Below are 18,822 nucleotides of genomic sequence, written 5' to 3' on the forward strand. Positions count from 1 at the left end.
ACTCCGGTTCCGCGTTCCTCACGCGACACCTCCTTGTGCGTATGGACGCCGATGCGAGTGGCGTGAGTCACACGCTAGGACATCGACTAAAACCCATGCTACCCGCTTCACCAAAACGAGTTATAGACCTCGAAGAAGTGGACGCGGCTTCCGAACGAGCGGCAAACTGTGCGCGCGAGCGAGGAGTTGTTCATGGCACCACGGCAGCAGCCGAGCATTCTTCAACGTCGTTTCGGGGCCGAGCTGCGGCGCCTGCGCGAGGGCGCGGGGATGTCGGCGCCCATGGCCGCGACACGGCTCGGCGTCGATCGCACGATGATTTCGAACATCGAGTCGGGCCGGTTCGGCGTCAGCCCAGAACGCTTGCGCCGTCTCGCGAGCATCTACGAGTGCAACGACCCCGATCTGGTCGACGCCCTTGCCGCTATGACGGGTGGACGGCCGAAGGGCTGGTGGGACGAGTACCGGGGCAAGATCCCGCCGGACTTCCTCGACGTCGCCGAGTTGGAACACCATGCCACCGGCATCAGAACCCTGCAGACCGCCCACATTCCAGGCATCTTCCAGACCGAGGAGCACGCCAGGGCCCTCTTCGACCTGTTCGTCCCCGCACTGCCGCGCCTCGAAGTGGAGCTACGGGTGGCCCAGCGGCTCGGCAGGCACCGTGTGGTCGCCGGCAGTCCGGGCACGCCCTACGTCGGATACGTGCACGAAGCGGCCCTGCGGATGCGCATCGGAGGCAGACGGGTCGCGAAGGGGCAGTTGCACCGGCTGCTGGAGGAGAGCGAACGCAGCAACGTCCGGCTGCTCGTCATCCCGTTCGCCGCCGAGGGCTTTCCGATGGCCGGGGACACCGTGATGTACGCCTCCGCGCCCAACTCGCAGCTGGACACGGTGCAGGTGGACTCCCCCATCGGTGCGGTCTTCTTCGACTCCCCCACCCACCTGGCCAACTTCCGTACCCGGCTGGACTTGGTCGAACGGGTGGCGTTGAATCCGGAGCAATCGAGGGACCTCATCCTCGGAATCATCGGAAACCTGTGAGAGGGACCACCCTTGTCAGAGCTGCATTGGTTCAAGTCCTCGTTCTCGGAGGCCTCCGGCAACGCGTGCGTCGAAGTAGCGCTCCGCGAGGACGAACAAGTGGCGATACGCCACAGCGTGCGCCCCGCACGCGCCCTCGCCGTGGACCGGACGGCGTTCGGCGCACTGGTCCGAGCCGTCCGGGCCGGAGACCTCCGCACCCCCTGAGCGACGGCTCAGACTCCCGCCGTCGCCCGCGTCGTGGACGCGATCGTCGCCGAGCCCACCACGCGTGTGCCGTCGTACAGCACGATCGCCTGGCCGGGGGCCACGCCGCGGACCGGGTGGTCGAAGGCGACCTCCAGGTTGCCGTCGATCAGCTCGGCGCGGACCGGTGTCTCGTCGCCGTGGGCGCGCAGCTGGGCCGTGTACGTACCGGGCCCGGCGGGAGCCGCACCGCACCAGCGGGGCTTGATCGCGCTCAGGGCGCCCACGTCCAGCGCGCCGGCCGGGCCGACCGTCACCGTGTTGGTCACCGGGGAGATGTCCAGCACGTAGCGCGGCTTGCCGTCGGGGGCCGGGGTGCCGATCCGCAGGCCCTTGCGCTGGCCGATGGTGAAGCCGTACGCGCCCTCGTGGGTGCCGAGGTGGTTGCCCGCCTCGTCGACGATGTCGCCCTCGGCGCGGCCGAGCCGGCCGGCCAGGAAGCCCTGGGTGTCGCCGTCGGCGATGAAGCAGATGTCGTGCGAGTCGGGCTTCTTGGCCACCGCCAGGCCCCGGCGCTCGGCCTCCGCGCGGATCTCGTCCTTGGTGGTGAGCGTGTCGCCGAGCGGGAACATCGCGTGGGCGAGCTGGCGGTCGTCCAGCACGCCGAGGACGTAGGACTGGTCCTTGGCCTGGTCGGAGGCGCGGTGCAGTTCGCGGGTGCCGTCGTCGCGGACCAGGACCTTCGCGTAGTGGCCCGTGCAGACCGCGTCGAAGCCGAGGGCCAGCGCCTTGTCCAGCAGCGCGGCGAACTTGATCTTCTCGTTGCAGCGCAGGCAGGGGTTGGGGGTGCGGCCCGCCTCGTACTCGGCGACGAAGTCCTCCACGACGTCCTCGCGGAAGCGGTCGGCGAGGTCCCACACGTAGAACGGGATGCCGATGACGTCCGCGGCGCGGCGGGCGTCGCGGGAGTCCTCGATGGTGCAGCAGCCCCGGGCGCCGGTGCGGAAGGACTGGGGGTTCGCGGAGAGCGCGAGGTGGACGCCGGTCACGTCGTGCCCGGCCTCGGCGGCACGGGCGGCGGCGACGGCGGAGTCGACTCCGCCGGACATGGCGGCGAGGACACGAAGAGGGCGGCGGGTGCGCTGCGGAGTGTCGTCAGTCATAACTCCTCCAGGGTAAGGGTGGTCCGGGAACCGGATCGCACGGATATGCGTTATCGATCACATGGAGGCGAACAGCCCATCTCCCGACGGATCACCCAGCGGGTCACCCAAGGACACCGACCGGCGCATCGGCAGACGCGCGCTGATCGTCGGCGGCGCGGTGACGGCCGCGGGCGCCGCCGTGCTGGCGCGTGACGAGCTGGACCGCCTGTGGTGGCGGGTGCCCGGGGTGGACAAGCCGCGTGACGACGGGGTGGTCGACTACCAGGGCGCGACCTGGGTGGCGGCGGCGGACGCCAACTGGCGGCGCGCGGACCGGCCCGAGGACTACCCCATAGACATGGTGATCGTCCATGTCACGCAGGGCAGTTTCGACGGCGCGGTCAGCGCGTTCCAGGACCCGGACCACCAGGCCGCCGCGCACTACATCGTGGGGCAGGACGGGCGGATCACGCAGATGATCCGCGAGCTGGACGTGGCGTACCACGCGGGCAACCGGGAGTACAACGAGCGCAGTGTCGGCATCGAGCACGAGGGGTTCGTGGACCGGCCGCAGGACTTCACGGACGCGATGTACGCGGCTTCGGCCAAGCTGACGGCCGGGGTCTGCGCGCGGTACGAGATACCCGTGGACCGCAAGCACATCATCGGGCACGTGGAGGTGCCGGGCACCGACCACACCGACCCGGGGCCGTACTGGGACTGGGACCGGTACATGAAACTGGTGCGGCGGGCGACGACGGCGCTGCCGTCGGGCTCGTCCTCGGCCTCGCCGTCGAGCAGCGGCTCGAAGACCTCCGCCGTGTAGCGGCCGTTACGTCAGCCCGGCCGCCCGGGCCCGTTCCACCGCGGGGCCGATCGCCTCGGCGACGGCCGTGACGTCGGCGGCGGTGGAGGTGTGGCCCAGCGAGAAGCGCAGGGTGCCGCGGGCCAGGTCGGGATCGGTGCCGGTGGCCAGCAGGACGTGGCTGGGCTGGGCGACCCCGGCGGTGCAGGCGGAGCCGGTGGAGCACTCGATGCCCTGGGCGTCCAGCAGGAGCAGCAGGGAGTCGCCCTCGCAGCCGGGGAAGGTGAAGTGGGCGTTGGCGGGCAGCCGGCCGCCGGGCGCCGGGTCGCCGCCGAGGATCGCGTCCGGCACGGCTTTACGGACCGCCTCGACCAGGTCGTCGCGCAGGGCGCCGATCTCGGTGGCGAACCACTCGCGGCGCTCGGCGGCGAGCCGGCCGGCCACCGCGAAGGAGGCGATGGCGGGGACGTCGAGGGTGCCGGAGCGGACGTGGCGTTCCTGACCGCCGCCGTGCAGCACCGGGACCGGGGTGTGCTCGCGGCCCAGGAGCAGCGCGCCGATGCCGTAGGGGCCGCCGATCTTGTGGCCGGAGACGGTCAGCGCGGCGAGTCCGGATGCGGCGAAGTCGACCGGGAGCTGGCCGACGGCCTGCACCGCGTCGGCGTGCAGCGGGACGCCGAAGCCGGCGCAGACGTCGGCGAGTTCGCGGACCGGGGTCACGGTGCCGATCTCGTTGTTGGCCCACATGACGGTGGCGAGGGCGACGCTGCCGGGGTCGCGGGCGATGGCCGCGCGCAGTGCCTCGGGGTGGACGCGGCCGTGCGCGTCGACCGGGAGGTACTCGACGGTGGCGCCTTCGTGCTCGCCGAGCCAGTGCACGGCGTCCAGGACGGCGTGGTGCTCGACGGGGCTGGCCAGCACCCGGGTGCGGGCCGGGTCGGCGTCGCGGCGGGCCCAGTACAGGCCCTTGACGGCGAGGTTGTCGGCCTCGGTGCCGCCGGAAGTGAAGACCACCTCGCTGGGCCGGGCGCCCAGCGCCTCGGCGAGCGCCTCCCGGGCCTCCTCCACGGTGCGCCGGGCGCGGCGGCCGGACGCGTGCAGGGAGGAGGCGTTGCCCGTGGGGCCGAGGTGCGCGGTGAGTGCCTCGACCGCCTCGGGAAGCATCGGGGTGGTCGCGGCGTGGTCGAGGTAAGCCATGGTGCCGCCGATTCTACGGGGCGGTCCGGGCCGGTCCCCGGCGGGACGACGGTGGCGCGCTGGGGGGACGACGGTGGCGCCCTGGGGGGGGCGGTAGCGTCCCTGCGGAACGGGGGCGTCCCCTGCGGATGCGGTGGCGTCCCTGCGGATACGGAGGCATCCCCTGCGGAACGGCGGCGTCCCCTAGGGAACTGGCAGCACCCCCCGCGGAAGGGCGGCGCCCCCTAGGGAACGGGTGGCATCCACTGCCCCCGCGGGACGATGGCGCTGGCGCCTCCCCCGGAGGGAACGGCCTGGCTCACAGGCTCCAGGAGAGCGTCTGGTCGGCCTGTACGAACGCCGCGAGGACGATCAGGTCGGCGATGCCCAGGCCGAGGCCGAGCAGGGCCCGGCCGCGGCGGGCAGTGCCGCGCCACAGGGCCACGCCGGCCAGCACGATGGCGATCGGCCCCAGGAAGACGTTGAGGACGAGCAGGCCCAGCAGGCCGAGGACGAAGGACGCGACGGCCATGCCGTCCGTGTCCCGGATTCCGGTGCGGCGGTTGGCCGGTGCGGTGAGCTGCATGACGGTCTCCCTCATCGGTCGGCGGTGGTGCGGCGGCGGCCGTGCCGCTCGCGGAGCGCGAAGACGCCGAGCCAGCCGGCGATGACGACGGCTGCGACGACGGAGAAGCCGAGCGGCGCGTGGGCGACGGTGCCCAGCGCGAAACCGAGCAGCAGGAGTGCGGCGACGATGAACAGCATGAGGTCACTCCTCCCTACCAGTAATCGGTAACAGTTGTTCACTGACTACCCAGTCTAGCGCGCACGACGACTTTTCAATTCCGGAGAACAGTTGTTAACTGCATGGCATGAGTCACACCCTGGGCGTCCGGCAGGAGCAGAAGCGGCGGACCCGGCAGGCGCTGCTGGACGCGGCGCTCGAACTGCTGGAGGAACAGAGCCTGAGCAGCCTGGGGCTGCGCGAGGTCACCCGCGCCGTCGGCGTGGCGCCCACCGCCTTCTACCGGCACTTCCGCTCGACCGCCGACCTCGGTGTCGCGCTGGTCGAGGAGGCGCTGGGCAGCCTGCACCCGATGATCCGGACGACGGTGACGCCGGACGGGGACAGCGAGGAACGCATCGTCCGCGCGGTGGAGTTGATCGAGGGCCATGTGCGGGAGTACCCCTCGCACGTCCGTTTCATCGCGCGCGAGCGGCACGGCGGGGTGCGGGCGGTGCGGGCGGCGATACGGGAGCAGCTCGCCCGGTTCGCCGAGGAGGTGCGGGACGAACTGGCCCGGGACCCGGAGTCGGCGGCCTGGCACGACGACGACCTGCTGATGCTCGCGGGTCTCTATGTCGACCAGATGCTGAGCACCGCCTCGCAGTTCCTGGAGACGCTGGAGGCCCCGGACGACGAGCGGCGGCGGGTCGCGACCACCGCGATCCGCCGCCTGCGTCTGATCAACGTCGGCCGCCGGCACTGGGCGGCGGCCTGAGCGGGGTCAGCCCAGCTTGACCCGGGCCAGTTGCCGGGACTGCGCGACCAGCCGGCCGGCGCTGTCCCACACCTCGGCGTCCTCCTCCAGGAAGCCGCCGGCCAGATTGCGGGTGCCGACCGACACCCGCAGCGGGCCCGGCGCCGGGCGGCACCGCACATGGACGGTCAGTTCGACCGTGGGCACCCAGCCGGACAGGCCCAGCTCGAAGGCGGTCGGCGGCAGCGCGTCGACCGCGAGGAGCACGGCGAGCGGGTCGGCGTCGCGGCCGTCGGCGAGCGCGAACCAGGCCCGCATCTCGCCCTTGCCCGAGGGCTTGCCGAGCGCCCAGCCCAGCGTGGCCGGGTCGACCTTGAGTAGCAGCCGGTCGGCGAAGGCGGAACCGCCGGCAACCGGCGCGGGCCCGTCCTCGGGGCCGAAGCACTCCTCCAGCGGCGGCATGACGGGCGGCTCGGCGGTGGTGCGGACGTCGTCCGGCAGGGTGCCCAGGTCGCCGTAGGAGGCGAGGACGCGGATGCGCTCGATCTCGTGGCCCTCGTCGTCGTACTGGAAGAGGGACGCCTGGCCGGTGGAGAGGGTGCGGCCGGTGCGCACGGTCTCGGTGCGGACCACCGCCGGGCCGGGGCGGGACGCGGTGAGGTAGTGCGCCGAGAGGGTGAACGGGTCGGGGTGCGGCAGGGCGTCGGCGAGCGCGCGGCCCAGGACCGCCAGCAGGAAACCGCCGTTGACGACGCCGAAGATGGTCCAGTCGGCGGAGAGGTCGATGGCGTAGACGCCCGGCTCGCGCGCGGTGAGCGCGGTGTCCCGGTCGAACTCGCTGTCGCCGAGGGTGGCCCGGGTGGCCGACGCGGAGGCTGCTGCTGGCATGGGTGCACGATACAGCAGAGAGCTACTAAGCGGTAGCTTTCACCAGTTGATCAATGTCAGCGCGGCGCTCACTCCGCCTCCAGCACCGTGGACCGCCGGTTCCAGGCCCGCGGCGCCCGCCAGTGGAACCGCATCGCGCACAGCCGCAGTACGAACGCGGTGACCACCGCGCAGCCGCTGGTGAACGGTGTGAGGGCGTCGAAGCGGATGCACAGGGCGACCGTCGTGGCGCCGACGATCGCGGGCACGGCGTACAGGTCGCGGTCCCAGCGCAGCAGCGAGGGCACCTCGTTGGCGAGTACGTCGCGCAGTACGCCGCCGCCGACCGCGGTGGCCAGTCCCAGGCAGGCGGAGGCGGTCAGACCGAGTCCGTAGTCGTACGCCTTGGTGGTCCCGGCGACGCAGAACAGGCCGAGGCCGGCCGCGTCGAAGACGTTGACGCCGGCCTGGAGGCGTTCGACGTGCGGGTGGAGGAAGAAGACCAGCACCGTGGCGAGCAGCGGGGTGACGAAGTACCCCAGGTCGGTGAAGGCGGCCGGCGGTACGGCACCGATCACCAGGTCCCGGAACAGCCCGCCGCCCAGCGCGGTGACCTCGGCCAGGACGGCGATGCCGAACACGTCGAAGTTCTTGCGGACGGCCAGCAGCGCGCCGGAGATCGCGAAGACGAAGATGCCGATCAGATCGAGCGTGTGCTGCACGGACGGGGTGAAGAGTTGCTGGTACACCCTGTCATTCTCACCCGCACACGAGCCCCCGCCTTGCGAACGAAGGCGGGGGCTCGCCGAGCGGACGGACCGCCGGGGGTTACTTGTCGTCGGCCGGAGCAGCCGGTGGAGCGTCCGAGCCCGTCCCCGGCGCCGAAGTCGCCGCCGTGTCCGACGGGTTCGGCCCGGCGGCCGCACTCTTCGCCGGCCCCTCGGCAGCGGCCTCGGTCTCGGTCAGCCCCTCGGCAGCGGCCTCCGTACCCTCTTCCGCCGCGACCTCCGAGCCCGCGGACCCCGCGGACCCCGCAGACGTCTCGGAACCCTTGGACCCCTCGGATCCTTCGGAAGCCACCTCCGCCGCCACCGCCGCCGAGGTCGCCGCCGACGCGGCCAGCGCGTCCTCGGAGACCAGCTCCGCCGCCTCCTTGGCGTCGGTGAGCAGGACGACGTCCTGCGGGGCCTGGTCGGCGAAGTTCTCCGGGTGGTGGCAGGCCACCTGCTGCCCCGGCCGCAGCTCCTTCAGCGGCGGCTCGGTGGTCTTGCAGATCTCCGTCGCCTTCCAGCACCGGGTGTGGAAGCGGCAGCCGGTCGGCGGCGAGATCGGCGAGGGCACGTCGCCCTTGAGCAGGATGCGCTCGCTCTTGGCGCCGCGGCGCTTGGGGTCCGGGATCGGCACCGCCGACATCAGCGCCTTGGTGTACGGGTGCATCGGCGTCTTGTAGAGCAGGTCGCGGTCGGCCAGCTCGACGATCTTGCCGAGGTACATCACCGCGATCCGGTCCGAGACGTGCCGCACGACGGACAGGTCGTGCGCGATGATCACGTACGTCAGGCCCAGCTCCTGCTGGAGGTCGTCGAGCAGGTTGACGACCTGGGCCTGGATGGAGACATCAAGGGCGGAGACCGGCTCGTCGGCCACCACCAGCTTGGGGCTGAGCGCGAGCGCCCGGGCGATGCCGATGCGCTGGCGCTGGCCGCCGGAGAACTCGTGCGGGTAGCGGTTGTAGTGCTCGGGGTTGAGCCCGACCACCGACAGCAGCCGCTGCACCTCCTTCTTGATCCCGCCCTCGGGCTCGACGCCCTGGAGCTTGAAGGGGGCGCTGACGATGGTGCCGATGGTGTGCCGCGGGTTCAGCGACGAGTACGGGTCCTGGAAGATCATCTGCACGTCGCGGCGCAGCGGGCGCATCCCGCCGACGCCGAGGTGGCTGATGTCGGTGCCCTCGAACTCGATGGTGCCGGCAGTCGGTTCAAGCAGCCGGGTGATCAGCCGGCCCATGGTCGACTTGCCGCAGCCGGACTCACCGACCACGCCGAGGGTCTCGCCGGAGCGGACCTCGAAGTCCAGGCCGTCGACCGCGTGCACCGCGCCGACCTGCCGCTGGAGCAGCCCTTTCTTGATCGGGAAGTGCTTCTCCAGGCCGCTCACCTTCAGCAGGACCTCGCCGGGGGCGGGGTCCTTGACGAGCGTGGCACCGCTCTGCGCGGGGATGGTCACCGCTTTGTCCTCTGCCTTGTCACTCACAGCTTCGGCGCAATCTCTTCGGTCCAGATCCGCTCCCGCTGCTCCTGCGACATGTGGCAGGCGGCCCAGTGCTTGCTGCCGACCTCGGTCAGCTCGGGGCGGACCGTGCGGGTGACGTCGTCCTTGGGCACGTCGGCGTACGGGCAGCGCGGGTTGAAGGCGCAGCCGGACGGGATGTTGATGAGCGAGGGCGGCGAGCCCTTGACCGGGATCAGCCGTTCCTGCTGGTCGCGGTCGAGCCGCGGCATCGAGCCGAGCAGGCCCCAGGTGTAGGGGTGGCGGGGCTCGTAGAAGACCTTCTCGGCGGGGCCGCGCTCCACGCACCGGCCGCCGTACATCACCAGCAGGTCGTCGGCGAGTTCGGCGACGACGCCCAGGTCGTGGGTGATGATGATGACCGCGGAGCCGAACTCCTTCTGGAGGTCCCGGATCAGGTCCAGGATCTGCGCCTGGACGGTGACGTCCAGGGCGGTGGTCGGCTCGTCGGCGATCAGCAGCTCGGGGTTGTTCACCAGCGACATCGCGATCATGGCGCGCTGGCGCATACCGCCGGAGAACTCGTGCGGGTAGTTGTCCACCCGCTTGTCCGGCTGCGGGATGCCGACCCGGTCGAGCATCTCCACGGCGCGCCGCTTGGCGGTCTTCTTGTCCACCTTGTGGTGGATGCGGTACGCCTCCACGATCTGCTGGCCGATCGTGTAGTACGGGTGCAGCGCGGACAGCGGGTCCTGGAAGATCATCGCCATCTCGCGGCCGCGCAGCTTGCGTACGTGGTCCGGGTCGGCGGTGAGCAGCTCGGTGCCGTCCAGCCAGATCTCGCCGGAGATCCGGGCCTTGCGCTTGCCGTACTGGCCGGCGGTGTGCAGGCCCATGATGCCGAGCGAGGTGACCGACTTGCCGGAGCCGGACTCACCGACGATGCCGAGGGTCTTGCCCTTCTCCAGCTGGAAGCTGAGCCCGTCGACGGACTTGACCAGGCCGTCGTCGGTCGGGAAGTGCACCTTCAGATCGCGCACTTCGAGGAAGGCGGTCGGCGCGGGAGAGGTGCCGGTGGGTTCGCCCACGGCGGCGCCGCTCTTGTCGAGGTCGGTCATGTGAGCCTCACTCGGGGGTCGATCACGGCGTACAGGACGTCCACCACGAGGTTGGCGATGAGCACCGCGAGAGAAGTGATCAGGGTGACACCCAGGATGACGGGCAGGTCCTGGTTGCGGATGGCGGTCAGCACCGCCTGGCCGAGGCCGGGCAGGTTGAAGGTGGTCTCGGTGAGGATGGCTCCGCCGATGAGGGCGCCGAGGTCCATGCCCAGCATGGTGAGGATCGGCGTCAGGGTGGAGCGCATCGCGTGCTTGCCGATGACGGTCTGCTCGCGCAGCCCCTTCGCGCGGGCGGTGCGGATGTAGTCCTCGCCGAGGATCTCCAGCATCGTGGCGCGGGTGATGCGCGCGTACATGGCGGCGTAGAGGAACGCCAGGGTGATCCACGGCAGGATGAGGCCGCCGAACCAGCCGGTGAAACTGTCCGTCAGGGGCACGTACTGCGCGTCGAGCCAGTCCAGCCCGAACGCGAAGATCGCCAGGCTGGCCATGCCCGTGAAGTACACGGGCAGCGAGACGCCCGCCAGGGCCACGACCATCGCGCCGCGGTCCCAGAAGCTCCCCCGCTTCAGCGCGGAGAGCACGCCGGCCGCCATGCCGAAGAGCAGCCACAGCACGGCCGCACCGAGCGCCAGCGCCAGGGTCACCGGGAAGCGGTCGGTCAGCACCGGCCAGATGGCCTGTTCGCTGCGGAAGGAGTACCCGAAGCACGGGGCCGAGCAGTGGGTGACATCGCCGCCGCCCGAGTAGGTGCGGCCGGCGAAGATGCCCTTGAAGAACTCCCAGACCTGGGAGTAGATCGGGTCGCTCAGGCCCAGCTTCTGCCGCACCGCTTCCACAGCGGCCGGGTCGGCCTGCTTGCCCACGAAGCTCGAGGCGATGTCGACGCCCGCCCACTTGGGGACGAGGAAGAAGATGCCGAAGACCACCAAGATGATGACCACCAGCATCACTGCGGCGGCGAACAGCCGCCTGATGAGGTAAGCGAGCACAGCGTGCGGCCCGCCGCGGGACCGCGGGCCCCGGAGGTCTTCCGGGGGCCCGCGGTCCCGCCGCGCCGGCCTTCACCTGCCTTTCGTGCCGTACGGCGGGTGTTTACCGGTTACTTCGTGGACTTCAGGCCGAGGTTGACGAAGTCGTACATGCCGCTGTAGCCGTCGGTGGTGTACACGTTCGCCAGGCGGCTGGAGCGCCAGTTGACGAACTTCTCGAAGACGAAGGGCAGGTAGTACGCGCCTTCCATCACCTTGTGGTTGATCTCCGTGGCGATCTTGGCCTTGCCGGCGTCGTCCAGCGTGTCGACGTAGTCGTCGAACAGACCGTCGATCGTCTTGTCCTTGATGAGCGCGTAGTTGTTGTTACCGCTCTCCAGGATGTAGTCGCTGTCCCACAGCGGCAGACCGTAGCCCTGGACGGACGGGAAGTCCGGGCCCCAGCCCATGATGATGATGCCGTAGTTCTTCTTCTTGACGTTCTCGGGGCTGCCGATGATGCCGGCGGTCTGCGAGCCGTCGTACTGGTCGATCTCGGCGGTGATGCCGATCTTCTTCAGCGACGCCTGGAGGGACTGCGCGGTGGCCACCTCGACCGGCTTGTTGTTGCGGACCGCGATGGTGGTCTTGAAGCCGTTGGGCTGGCCGCAGGCCTTCAGCGCCGCCTTGGCCTCCTCGACGTTGCCGTTCTTGTTGTCCGAGGCGAGCTTGTACGGGTCGTAGTCCTGACCCTCGGCACCCGGGACGGCCGGCGGCAGCATGTTGGTACCGATGTCACCACCGGCGACCGGGCCACCGCGCGCGGTCTGCAGGGAGACGTGGTCGGCGCCGAGGATGACGGCCTTGCGGCACTCCAGCTTGTCGAACGGTGCCACGCTCTGCGGGAACACGGCATAGCGGATGTAGCCGGAGACCGGGTTGTCCAGGTTGGCCTTGTGCTCCTTCAGCGCCGTGGTACGGCCCTGCGGCGACATGCCCGTCTGGTTGATGTCCAGGTCGATGTCGCCGCTCAGCAGACGCTGGTCGAGCTGGTTGGCGTCCGAGAAGAACTGAACGGTGATCTTGTCCGGGTAGGCCTTGCGGATCGGGTCGGAGTCCTGCTTCCACTCGGTGTTGCGGACCAGCGTGAGGTCCTTGCCGGGGGTGTAGGACTCGAACTTGTACGGGCCGGAGGAGAACGGGTGCAGGCCGTACTTGGACTTGGTGTCCTTGTCCTGGCGGACCGGGGAGGCCGAGGTGAGCGCGAGCATCTCCTCGAAGTCCGAGTTGGCCTTCGGCAGCTTGAAGACGATGGTCTTGTCGTCCGGCGTCTCGATGGCCTTCAGACCCAGCTTGTCCTTGGACTTGTCCTTGTACGGACCCTGGTACTCGTCCTTGGGGTCGAGCACCTCCTTGAGGTACGTCGGACCGCCGGACAGCACGTCCTGCGCCCACACGCGCTCGATGCCGTACTTCACGTCCTCGGACGTGATCGCCTTGCCGTCCTCCCAGGTGACGCCGTCACGCAGGGTGTACGTGTAGGTCTTGCCGTCGTCGGAGACCTTGGCGGTCGAGGTCGCGAGGTCCGGGGTGACCTCGGCGCCGGCCGAACCGGGCTCCGTCTTGTTCGTGACGAGCTGACGGCTGTAGTAGCGGGAGAAGTTCCACATGAAGCCGTAGTAACCGCGCGTGGTGTCCCACGAGTCGGCGTCCTGGGCGCCGCCGAACTTCAGCGTGCCGCCCTTCTTGGCCAGCGTGGCCTGGGCGACCTTGTTGTTCGCGGCGTCGAAGCCGGCCGCGCCGTTCTTCGATCCCCCGTCGTCGCTGTCACCGCCGCCGCACGCCGCCGTGGTCAGCAGCGCGGCGACCACTGCGGCAGCGGCCAAAGCCTGCTTACGCCGCCCTGAGGTGCGTTGGGTAGTCACGATCTCGGATCCTCCGGATTAGATGAGAGACCCCGTGCAGGTGCCACGGGACGCTTGAGCGGTACGGCAGTTCAGCGGGAGCCCTTCGGGTCCAGCGCGTCGCGTACGCCGTCTCCGAAGAGGTTGAAGGCGAGCACGGTGATGAAGATCGCCACGCCGGGGACCACCATGTACATGGGGTCCGACTCGTAGTACTCGATCGCGCTCGACAGCATCTGTCCCCACGACGCCGTGGGCGGCTTGACGCCCACCCCCAGGAAGCTGAGTGCCGCCTCGGTGAGGATGTTGGTGGGGATCATCATCGTCGTGTAGACGATGATCGGCGCGACCAGGTTGGGCAGCAGTTCCTTGAACAGGATGTAGAGACGTCCGGCGCCCAGCGACCGGGCGGCCTCGACGTACTCCCGTTCACGCATCGAGAGGGTTTGGCCACGCACCACGCGTCCGATGTAGGGCCACCCGAAGAAGCCGATGACGAGGATCATCACGAAGACCCGCACGCCGGTTCCGTGCAGCCCCAGCATGTCGTTCGGCATGACGGAGACCAGCGCGATGATGAACAGCAGCTGCGGGAAAGCCAGCAGCCCGTCCATCACCCGGCTGATGACGGAGTCCACCCAGCCGCCGAAGAAGCCCGCCAGGACACCGAGGACCGTACCGAGAATCACGGCCACGATGGCGGACAGGAATCCGACCAGCAAGGAGATGCGCGCGCCGTAGAGGATGCGGGCGAGGATGTCGCGCCCGTTGACCGGTTCGACACCCAGCAGGTGATCACCGCTGATACCGCCGAGCGATCCGGTGGGGGTGCCGAACAGCGGGTCGATCAGATTCTCGTGGTACTCGTTGGGGTCCTGGCCCAGCAGGCCGGTGATGACCGGCGCGAGCAGCGCGACCACGATGAGCGCGACCACGATGATGCCGCCGGTCAGCGCGAGCTTGTCCCGCTTCAGGCGCTCCCAGGCGATACGCCCCAGGGAACGGCCCTGTACCGACTTCGACTCGGCGCCGGCGACCGCCGCTTCCTCGGCCGCGCTCGGGGCCGCTTCGGCGGTCGGTTCGTGCAATGGTGCCGTCATCTGGCAGGGACCCCTCTCAACCGGCGGTAGCCGGCCCGCACTTGCCGCTGTGGCGGCGTGATCAGTCCGTAGTACACAGGGGCGAAGGCCCCTGGTGCGGGAGTCTTCAACGCATTGGCGATCTGTTGCCAGACTTGGCGGTGAATGGATGCGCAACCGTGATGCTGTTTGAGGGTTTCCGTTATCCGGACGCCGGGTAACACCGAGCGGACGCGGACGAGTTGGGACACCTTGGACAGATGGGGAGCTTACCTTCCGCTCTACGCGCGGAGATCACGCCGGTTCACAGCGGAACCTCATCGTCCACGGTCAGTACCGGCCGCCCGCCGGAGGGTAGCCGTACCCGCCCGCCGGAACCTGGGCGGGGGCCGCGTGGGCCTCCCGGTCGTAGAACGGGCGGGCGTTGGCGCGCAGCCACATCGCGACCGGGTCCAGCGTGTCCGACATCGCCACGGTCGACACCGGCAGCCCCTCCGGCGCCGCGCCCACGGACTGCTGCATCATCGCGCGCACCGCGCCGACGGCCGGCGAGGAGGTGTCGTACAGGTCGAGGCCGATCGCCAGGTAGGGCGCGCCGAGGGCCGGCTGCACCCAGGCCCGGCGCAGGGCGCGGACCACCGGGGTGCGGTGGGCGTTCTGGGTGAGCAGGGCGTAGAACTGCGGGAGTTCGATGGCCGGTTCGGACAGCCGCAGCGGCCCGGCGGGCTGGCGGTCCAGGCCGGTGGCGATGCGGCGCAGGTCGAGCCAGGGGATGCCGACGCCGCCGCCGGGGGCGTGCGGGTTGAGCCAGAGGCCGTAGCGGTCGGGGAAGAGGGCGCGGGCCACCTCGAGTCCGTCGACCACCTCGTAGGACCGGTTCCAGCCGCTGGCGGACAGCTCCTGGGCGGAGGTGACGCAGGGCGCGTAGCCGTGGCCGTCGACCTCCATGTTCCCGTACTGGGCGTCCGGGGAGCCGGCCTGGCCGTGCCACAGCAGCATCCAGACCTGGCCGGAGGCGGGGGAGGCGAGGGCGCGCAGCAGCGCCTCGTAGGCGTCGTAGCGCCCGGGGGTCACCTGGCGCAGCGTGTGCTCGACGTGCCCGGCTGCGGCGGTACCGCTCGCGCTCACGTGTTACCGACCTCTCGGGAAGCGTGCGTGGTTGGGGTCCAGCTTAGGTGGCTCCGCGGGCGGGGGGCGCCGTCGAACTCGGGGGTTCCTGCGCCTGGGCGGGTGCGGGTGCGTTGTGGCTGGTCGTGCCCGCGCGGCGGAGCCGCATGTCGATACGGCCCCGCGCCCCTTGGCGGCGTCCCCCTCGCGGCGGTTACAAGGCCCCTTGGTAGAAGGGACGGACGTGGTCCCTGAGCCAGTCGCAGACCGGGTCCTGGGCCGCTTCCAGCAGGACCAGGTTGACCGGCCACTTGACCGGGGCGCGGCCCAGGGCGCGGCCCAGGGCGTCCAGCGGGACGGCGCGGGCGTCGCCCTCCCAGTGGGTCAGTTCGACGCCGACGAACATGACCGGGTCGGCGGTCTCGACGGTGGCGAGGCAGCGGCGGGCGGTGCGGACCACGCCGGTGGCGGCGAACTCGGCGGACGCGGCGGACAGGAAGTCCACCGGGTCGTCCTGCCAGTCGGGTTCGAAGAGGCGGACCCGGCCGCCGGCCGCAGGGCCGTCCAGCGGGCCGCGGCCGGCCCGGCACAGCTCGGCCACCGCGGCCGGCGGCAGCGGGACGCCGACCACGCCGTCCGGGTTGACGGCGATGCCGACCTGCGGGGGCAGCCCGCGGGCGAACTCCACCGCCGGGGCGACGGTGAACGCCAGGTGCCCGCCGACGACCTGGCGGAACTGCTCCTCGGAGCTGAACACCGGCACGTACGCCTGGCCGGCGATCTCCAGTGTGGGCAGGTCCAGCGGGCCCTGGTGCGGGCCGCCGCCGTTGGGCAGCGGGACCCAGACGAAGCTGCGGCCCAGGACCTCGACTATCCGGCCGCCGGCGCCGGGCACGCCGAAGGCGGCCGACAGCACCTCCTCCAGTTCGTTGCCGGGCCATCCGCCGTGCGGATGTGGGTGCGCCTGCGCCTGCGCCGGAAAGTCCATCTGCTTGCCTACCGCCTGTGGGGAACCGCTGGTGTGGCTGAAAAGGCTACCGGTCAGCCGGTGAAGCCGATCCGGCGCAGCGTGTCGGCCGCCGCGCGGTCGAGCAGGACGGCGGCGCCGCAGCCGGGCGGCAGTTCGCCTTCGGCCGCCGCGCGCAGCAGCCGGTGGGTGGCCGCGCGGTGGCGCAGGAACGCGTACCGGGAGACGCCCCGGCCGCGCTCGCGCTGGCCCGCCAGTGCCTGCTCGGCGTCGACGTCGAGCAGCAGCAGGTGCAGGGTGCCGCCGCGTCGCCGGGCCTCGCGGGTCAGCCAGCGGCGCACCCAGGTCTGGGTGCCGCAGTCGTGCACGACGACGCCCGCGCCGGAGCGCAGGGCGCGGCGCAGCCCGGCGTAGTGCGCGATGCGGACCAGGGGGCGGTAGACGGCGTACGGCAGGAGGCGCGGCATGCGCCGGTCCCAGCGGTCGCGGGTGTCCTGCGAGTCGACGCGCGCCCCGCGCACGGTCCGCTTCATCAGCGTTGACTTGCCGCTGCCGGGCAGGCCGGTGACGGCGACGAGGTCCTTGGGGCCGAAGAGCAGGGCGTGCGGGCTGCGGCCGGCTCGGTCCCGCAGGTCGCGGACGACGGGTGCGGGCCGCTCGGCGCACGCCTCCCGGGCCGGGGCCGTGTGCTGCTCGGGCAGCGCGAGTCCCGAGGTCGTGGCGTATGCCGTGGTCCTGTTCACCGTGATCGTCCTCCCCTGGGGCGGTTCACGAGTTCCCATCCCCGTCGAGTGTAAAGAGAAGGTAATGCGGTGGTCTCGCGATTTCATTCGCTTCGTGCCACAAGCCGGTCACAAACGCAGTGCTAGGGTGGCCGCGCCAACTGCATACCGGCCGTTTGAATCCGCGCGGGAGAGTCCCCGGCCAGTCGCCGGGGCGCCGAAGGAGCAAGTCCCTCCCTTGAATCTCTCAGGCACCGTCACCGCGCGGGCGAGGCACATCTGAAAAGCGGGCCGCCGTGACCGGCGGTCCCACCCAAGGTGCAAGTTCTGGTCCCGGCTCCCCGCGAGCCGTGATCACGGCGAACCTCTCAGGTACCGATGACAGATGGGGAGGACCTTCCTCGCCCGTGCCGTCCTGTCCTGGGAGACGACCGATGAGCAGTACCCCGCTCCGCCATACCGCGCTGGACGCCGTGCACCGCGCGCTCGGCGCGACGATGACCGACTTCGCCGGCTGGGACATGCCGCTGCGCTACGGCTCCGAGCGCGACGAGCACACCGCCGTGCGCACCCGGGCCGGGCTCTTCGACCTCTCCCACATGGGCGAGATCACCGTCACCGGCCCCGCGGCCGCCGCCCTGCTCGACCACGCCCTGGTCGGCAACATCGGCACGGTCAAACCGGGCCGGGCCCGCTACACCATGATCTGCCGGGCGGACGGCGGCATCCTGGACGACCTGATCGTCTACCGGCTGTCCGGGACCGAGGCCGGTTCCGCTCACTACATGGTGGTCGCCAACGCCTCCAACGCCGAGGTGGTGCTGGACGCGCTGACCGAGCGGGCCGCCGGATTCGACGCCGAGGTGCGCGACGACCGCGACGCCTACGCGCTGCTCGCCGTGCAGGGCCCCGCGTCCCCGGGCATCCTGGCCGCGCTGACCGACGCCGACTTGGACGGCCTGAAGTACTACGCCGGACTGCCCGGCACGGTGGCCGGCGTCCCGGCGCTGATCGCCCGCACCGGCTACACCGGCGAGGACGGCTTCGAGCTGTTCGTCGCCCCGGCCGACGCGGAGCGGCTGTGGCAGGCGCTGACCGGGGCCGGCGCGGACGCCGGTCTGGTCCCGTGCGGCCTGTCCTGCCGGGACACGCTCCGCCTGGAGGCGGGCATGCCGCTGTACGGGCACGAGCTGACCACCGCGCTGACGCCCTTCGACGCCGGGCTCGGCCGGGTGGTGAAGTTCGAGAAGGAGGGCGACTTCGTGGGCCGCGCGGCGCTGGCCGAGGCCGCCGCCCGGGCGCAGGACAATCCCCCGCGCGTCCTGGTCGGCCTGGTCGCCGAGGGCCGCCGGGTGCCGCGCGCCGGGTACGCCGTCGTCGCGGACGGCCGGGTGATCGGCGAGGTCACCTCCGGCGCCCCCTCCCCCACGCTGGGCAAGCCGATCGCGATGGCGTACGTCGACCCGGCGCACGCGGCGCCGGGCACCGCCGGGGTCGGCGTGGACATCCGCGGCAGCCACGAGCCGTACGAGGTCGTGGCGCTGCCGTTCTACCAGCGCCAGAAGTAGGCGCACACCGCCCTTTCGGCGCCCCCGCATTCCCCTTCACTCCACCGCATACAGGAGAATTCAGGCCATGAGCAACAACCCCCAGCAGCTCCGCTACAGCAAGGAACACGAGTGGCTGTCGGCCACCGCGGACGGCGTCGCGACCGTCGGCATCACCGAGCACGCCGCGAACGCCCTCGGTGACGTCGTCTTCGTCCAGCTCCCCGAGGTCGGCGCCGCCGTCACCGCGGGCGAGACCTGCGGCGAGCTGGAGTCGACCAAGTCGGTCTCCGACCTGTACTCCCCCGTCTCCGGCGAGGTCACCGAGGTCAACGAGGACGTGGTCGACGACCCGTCGCTGGTGAACTCGGCCCCCTTCGAGGGCGGCTGGCTGTTCCGGGTGCGGGTCGCGGACGAGCCGGACGACCTGCTCTCCGCCGACGAGTACACCGCCTTCTCGGCCGGCTGAGG

At 70.9% G+C, this 18,822-nt stretch carries 20 protein-coding genes and 1 riboswitch; of the genes, 6 read left to right on the forward strand and 14 right to left on the reverse strand.

The genetic code is table 11. The features are described from left to right. The first annotated feature begins 192 nt into the window (after positions 1–192). Both AB0G32_RS32405 and AB0G32_RS32410 read left to right on the forward strand, forming a co-directional pair. Complete coding sequence (locus AB0G32_RS32405; protein ID WP_361171522.1) at positions 193–1,044, forward strand: helix-turn-helix transcriptional regulator; 852 nt, start codon at positions 193–195, stop codon at positions 1,042–1,044. Between the two features lie 12 nt (positions 1,045–1,056). Further along, positions 1,057–1,251 (forward strand): DUF397 domain-containing protein, encoded by a 195-nt coding sequence (locus tag AB0G32_RS32410; protein WP_361171525.1) that lies wholly within the window; start codon positions 1,057–1,059, stop codon positions 1,249–1,251. 8 nt (positions 1,252–1,259) lie between these two features. Here AB0G32_RS32410 and mnmA read toward each other — a convergent pair whose 3' ends face one another. Then, positions 1,260–2,393 carry a tRNA 2-thiouridine(34) synthase MnmA gene (gene mnmA / locus AB0G32_RS32415; protein ID WP_361171528.1) on the reverse strand — a complete coding sequence of 378 codons (1,134 nt, stop codon included), beginning with the start codon at positions 2,391–2,393 and terminating at the stop codon, positions 1,260–1,262. Between the two features lie 61 nt (positions 2,394–2,454). Between mnmA and AB0G32_RS32420 the strand changes: the two genes are divergently transcribed. Then, complete coding sequence (locus AB0G32_RS32420; RefSeq protein ID WP_361171531.1) at positions 2,455–3,201, forward strand: N-acetylmuramoyl-L-alanine amidase; 747 nt, start codon at positions 2,455–2,457, stop codon at positions 3,199–3,201. A gap of 6 nt (positions 3,202–3,207) precedes the next feature. Here the strand turns inward: AB0G32_RS32420 and AB0G32_RS32425 are convergent, their stop codons facing one another. From AB0G32_RS32425 to AB0G32_RS32435, 3 genes are all read right to left on the reverse strand, one after another. Further along, entirely contained in the window at positions 3,208–4,377 is a 1,170-nt protein-coding gene (locus AB0G32_RS32425) for a cysteine desulfurase family protein (protein ID WP_361171534.1), read from the reverse strand. Between the two features lie 298 nt (positions 4,378–4,675). After that, a complete protein-coding gene (locus AB0G32_RS32430) occupies positions 4,676–4,942 on the reverse strand; it encodes a DUF4190 domain-containing protein (protein WP_361171537.1) in 267 nt (88 codons plus the stop codon). A gap of 11 nt (positions 4,943–4,953) precedes the next feature. Next, entirely contained in the window at positions 4,954–5,121 is a 168-nt protein-coding gene (locus AB0G32_RS32435; RefSeq protein WP_361171540.1) for a hypothetical protein, read from the reverse strand. Positions 5,122–5,228: 107 nt separating this feature from the next. On the opposite strand from AB0G32_RS32435, the gene AB0G32_RS32440 reads away from it, so the two are divergent. Continuing rightward, positions 5,229–5,858: a TetR family transcriptional regulator gene (locus AB0G32_RS32440; protein ID WP_361171543.1), complete on the forward strand. Its 630-nt coding sequence runs from the start codon at positions 5,229–5,231 to the stop codon at positions 5,856–5,858. A gap of 6 nt (positions 5,859–5,864) precedes the next feature. Here AB0G32_RS32440 and AB0G32_RS32445 read toward each other — a convergent pair whose 3' ends face one another. The 10 genes from AB0G32_RS32445 to AB0G32_RS32490 form a co-directional block, all read right to left on the reverse strand. Beyond that, a complete protein-coding gene (locus tag AB0G32_RS32445) occupies positions 5,865–6,725 on the reverse strand; it encodes a thioesterase family protein (RefSeq protein WP_361171546.1) in 861 nt (286 codons plus the stop codon). 68 nt (positions 6,726–6,793) lie between these two features. Beyond that, positions 6,794–7,453 (reverse strand): trimeric intracellular cation channel family protein, encoded by a 660-nt coding sequence (locus tag AB0G32_RS32450; RefSeq protein ID WP_361171549.1) that lies wholly within the window; start codon positions 7,451–7,453, stop codon positions 6,794–6,796. A gap of 79 nt (positions 7,454–7,532) precedes the next feature. Beyond that, positions 7,533–8,930, reverse strand: coding sequence for a dipeptide ABC transporter ATP-binding protein (locus AB0G32_RS32455; protein WP_361171552.1), 1,398 nt, complete (start codon positions 8,928–8,930; stop codon positions 7,533–7,535). 23 nt (positions 8,931–8,953) lie between these two features. Continuing rightward, positions 8,954–10,051 (reverse strand): ABC transporter ATP-binding protein, encoded by a 1,098-nt coding sequence (locus AB0G32_RS32460; protein WP_361171555.1) that lies wholly within the window; start codon positions 10,049–10,051, stop codon positions 8,954–8,956. After that, positions 10,048–11,046 (reverse strand): ABC transporter permease, encoded by a 999-nt coding sequence (locus AB0G32_RS32465; protein ID WP_361171558.1) that lies wholly within the window; start codon positions 11,044–11,046, stop codon positions 10,048–10,050. Before AB0G32_RS32465 ends, AB0G32_RS32460 begins: the two co-directional genes overlap by 4 nt. Positions 11,047–11,156: 110 nt before the next feature. Further along, positions 11,157–12,950 carry an ABC transporter substrate-binding protein gene (locus AB0G32_RS32470; protein ID WP_361171561.1) on the reverse strand — a complete coding sequence of 598 codons (1,794 nt, stop codon included), beginning with the start codon at positions 12,948–12,950 and terminating at the stop codon, positions 11,157–11,159. Between the two features lie 71 nt (positions 12,951–13,021). Then, positions 13,022–14,029: an ABC transporter permease gene (locus tag AB0G32_RS32475; RefSeq protein ID WP_361171564.1), complete on the reverse strand. Its 1,008-nt coding sequence runs from the start codon at positions 14,027–14,029 to the stop codon at positions 13,022–13,024. A 309-nt stretch (positions 14,030–14,338) separates the two neighbouring features. Then, positions 14,339–15,136, reverse strand: a complete 798-nt coding sequence (locus AB0G32_RS32480; protein ID WP_361171567.1) for an enhanced serine sensitivity protein SseB C-terminal domain-containing protein — start codon at positions 15,134–15,136, stop codon at positions 14,339–14,341. Between the two features lie 193 nt (positions 15,137–15,329). After that, positions 15,330–16,103 (reverse strand): enhanced serine sensitivity protein SseB, encoded by a 774-nt coding sequence (locus tag AB0G32_RS32485; RefSeq protein WP_361171570.1) that lies wholly within the window; start codon positions 16,101–16,103, stop codon positions 15,330–15,332. Positions 16,104–16,156: 53 nt separating this feature from the next. Continuing rightward, positions 16,157–16,825, reverse strand: coding sequence for an AAA family ATPase (locus AB0G32_RS32490; protein ID WP_361171573.1), 669 nt, complete (start codon positions 16,823–16,825; stop codon positions 16,157–16,159). Positions 16,826–16,981: 156 nt separating this feature from the next. After that, positions 16,982–17,077: riboswitch (glycine riboswitch) on the forward strand. Between the two features lie 161 nt (positions 17,078–17,238). Here AB0G32_RS32490 and gcvT point away from each other — a divergent pair. Together gcvT and gcvH are read left to right on the forward strand one after the other, a co-directional pair. Then, positions 17,239–18,372, forward strand: a complete 1,134-nt coding sequence (gene gcvT / locus AB0G32_RS32495; RefSeq protein WP_361171576.1) for a glycine cleavage system aminomethyltransferase GcvT — start codon at positions 17,239–17,241, stop codon at positions 18,370–18,372. Positions 18,373–18,439: 67 nt separating this feature from the next. After that, entirely contained in the window at positions 18,440–18,820 is a 381-nt protein-coding gene (gene gcvH, locus AB0G32_RS32500; protein ID WP_361171579.1) for a glycine cleavage system protein GcvH, read from the forward strand. The last annotated feature ends 2 nt before the right edge of the window (positions 18,821–18,822 follow it).

The sequence above is a fragment of the Streptomyces sp. NPDC023723 genome (assembly GCF_040639815.1).
In the GTDB taxonomy this organism is placed as follows: domain Bacteria; phylum Actinomycetota; class Actinomycetes; order Streptomycetales; family Streptomycetaceae; genus Streptomyces.